Origin of the sequence: Thiolapillus sp., from assembly GCF_048562965.1 — a bacterium.
Classification (GTDB): Bacteria; Pseudomonadota; Gammaproteobacteria; order Chromatiales; family Chromatiaceae; genus Thiolapillus; species Thiolapillus brandeum_A.
Genome location: NZ_JBHNMF010000462.1, coordinates 1 through 2648, shown reverse-complemented (window position 1 = coordinate 2648; position 2648 = coordinate 1). Strand labels below are relative to the sequence as shown.

The 2648-nt window shown below is 33.7% G+C and carries 1 protein-coding gene; it reads left to right on the top strand.

Annotated elements, in window-relative coordinates; genetic code table 11:
- Positions 1-2425: RNA-directed DNA polymerase (locus ACOCD2_RS16350; RefSeq protein ID WP_419625792.1), on the top strand; the 2425-nt coding region annotated here is incomplete at its 5' end.
- Positions 2426-2648 lie beyond the last annotated feature (223 nt).

The window sequence follows — 2648 nt, the reverse complement described above, 5'->3', positions numbered from 1 at the left end:
AACATTACAGGAAAAGCTTTTGCTTGAAGGGGAAATTACTTTAGATGAAGCAAGTCTAGCACTTAAAAATATGAAAAATAATAAAAGTCCTGGTTCGGATGGTTTCACTGTTGAATTTTTTAAATTCTTTTGGTTACAGTTGGGGGCATTTGTTGTTAAGTCACTAAATAATAGTTTTAGAAAAGGAGAATTATCATCAACACAGAAGGAGGGTGTGATAATATGTATACCAAAAGGAGACAAAGCAAAAGATCTGATAAAAAATTGGAGACCAATTTCACTTCTTAATGTTGTTTATAAAATAGGCTCAACGTGTATCGCTAACCGTTTAAAACTTGTTCTTCCTTCTTTAATTAATGAGGATCAAACTGGATTTATGACTAATAGATTCATTGGCGATAACATTCGCCAAATATACGATTTAATTAGCCACATGAATAGAGAAAAATTACCGGGGCTACTTTTGTGCCTAGACTTCGAAAAGGCCTTTGATTCAGTTGACTGGAAATTCATGTTCAAAGTTCTTCGTGCTTTTGGTTTTGGATCGGATATATGCCGGTGGATATCTACATTTTATAAGGATATAAAATCAACTGTCACAGTTAATGGACAATTATCACCGTGGTTTTCCGTTCAGAGGGGTTGTAGACAGGGGGACCCAATTTCACCATATCTATTTATTTTGTGTGTAGAAATCCTTGCCAACATGATACGACAAAATGAAAATATTAAAGGCATTGTCATTGGAGAAACTGAACACAAAATTTCACAATATGCAGATGATACTGAAATTATGTTAGAAGGTGATGAAAAATCATTTCAGGAAACAATAAACACCATTGAAATTTTTGGGAAAGCATCGGGTCTCTTCTTGAATGCGGGAAAAACCAGTGCCATATGGCTTGGAAGTAGACAAAATTGTCCTATTAAATATATGCCACATTTACACATGGAATGGAACCCATGTAAATTTAAAATCCTTGGTATTTGGTTTACTAATGATTTGAAAAATTGCGAATTACTTAACTTTAAAGATAAATTTTTTGAAATAAAAGCTTTGTATAAAACATGGTTAAAGAGACAAATAACGCCACTGGGCCGGGTGGCAGTTTTAAAGTCACTGATTTTGTCAAAGATTATTCAACTGTGGATTTTATTACCAAATCCACCAGATAACCTTGTTGATGAGTTGCAGAACACAGTATTTGAGTTTATATGGAATAGGAAACAAGATAGAATAAGTAGGAAAACAGCAATTAAAAATGTCACTAAGGGAGGACTTGGGATACCTAAAATAAGAGAGTATATTAATGCATTGAAGCTCATTTGGGTACGTAAATTAAAGACAAGTAACCATAAATGGAAAAGTATACTCAAGGTATCCTATCCCAAAGTGTTATTGCTTGAACAGCTGGGATCAAGCCTTAATGTTAAGGATTGTCATTTGAACAAATTTTGGGCTCATGTATTTCAGGCATATAGAGAATTCGGTAGAAAAATATATGTTGAGAAATCGGAAGAGCTTGCTGCAGAGCCTCTTTTCTGCAACGACAATATTCAAGTTGAAAATAGAAATATTTTTTACAAAAACTGGATTGATAGTGGTGTGTGTTACATTAAAAGTATTCTGAATGAAGATGGGACTTTTATGACAGTTAAACGTTTTACACAGAAATACGACATTAACACAAATTACATTACATATATTGGATGTGTACAGGCTGTTAAAAGTTACATACGTAAAACCGGACTCACAGTGGAGAAAAATAAATCGACCGATTTGACCAAGACACTAAAGATTATTTATGGTGCTCAGAAAGGTGCACGTCTCTATTATGAGGTGTTAATACAGACTGACAGTAAACCTAACTGTTGTGATAAATGGGATTATAAATTGAACCTAGATATAAACTGGAATATTACCTTTAAGAAAATACATAAAATTCGAGAAATAAAGCTCAAATGGTTCCAAATCAGATTGGTACACAGGATATTAGCTACAAATGTTGTATTAATGCATATGGGTGTTGAAAATGATATCACATGTTCATTTTGTAAAAAAGAACGAGATGCTATTAACCATATTTTTTGGAGATGTGACAGCATAAAGCCATTTTGGGAACAGTTACAGATAGCCTTGAATGATAGAGGTGTAAATGCAGTGTCAATCACACTAAACGAAAGTATTGTCCTATTTGGGCATGATGTCAATTTTAGGTCAGATGACACATTCGATCTGATTATTCTGGTGGCAAAATTTTTTATTTACAAATGTAAAGTTAAAAAGATTATACCACAGTTTCATTTTTTTAAACAGTATCTTAGAAATACTTTCGAAGTATATAAACACAACTCAAAAGTAAATATGTCCTACAATAAATTCATGACCAGCTGGCATCTCTACAAAACTCTGGTGGAACCGTAGGATTTTTCGTGTGGTGCTTTCCTTTCTCTTTTCGTTAATAATGGTTACAATGCATATTGCACATAAAAATAGGCCTGACTCATGTGCATGCAGCTCACATATATTTATACTGCACAGTTTACATGCTTGGTCATTGTTGTTTGTACATTTGTCTGGCCGTGTATGTTAGTTGATTATTAGCCCTTTTTGGTTACGCCTCCGATGCATGCGTGTGTGTGTGTGT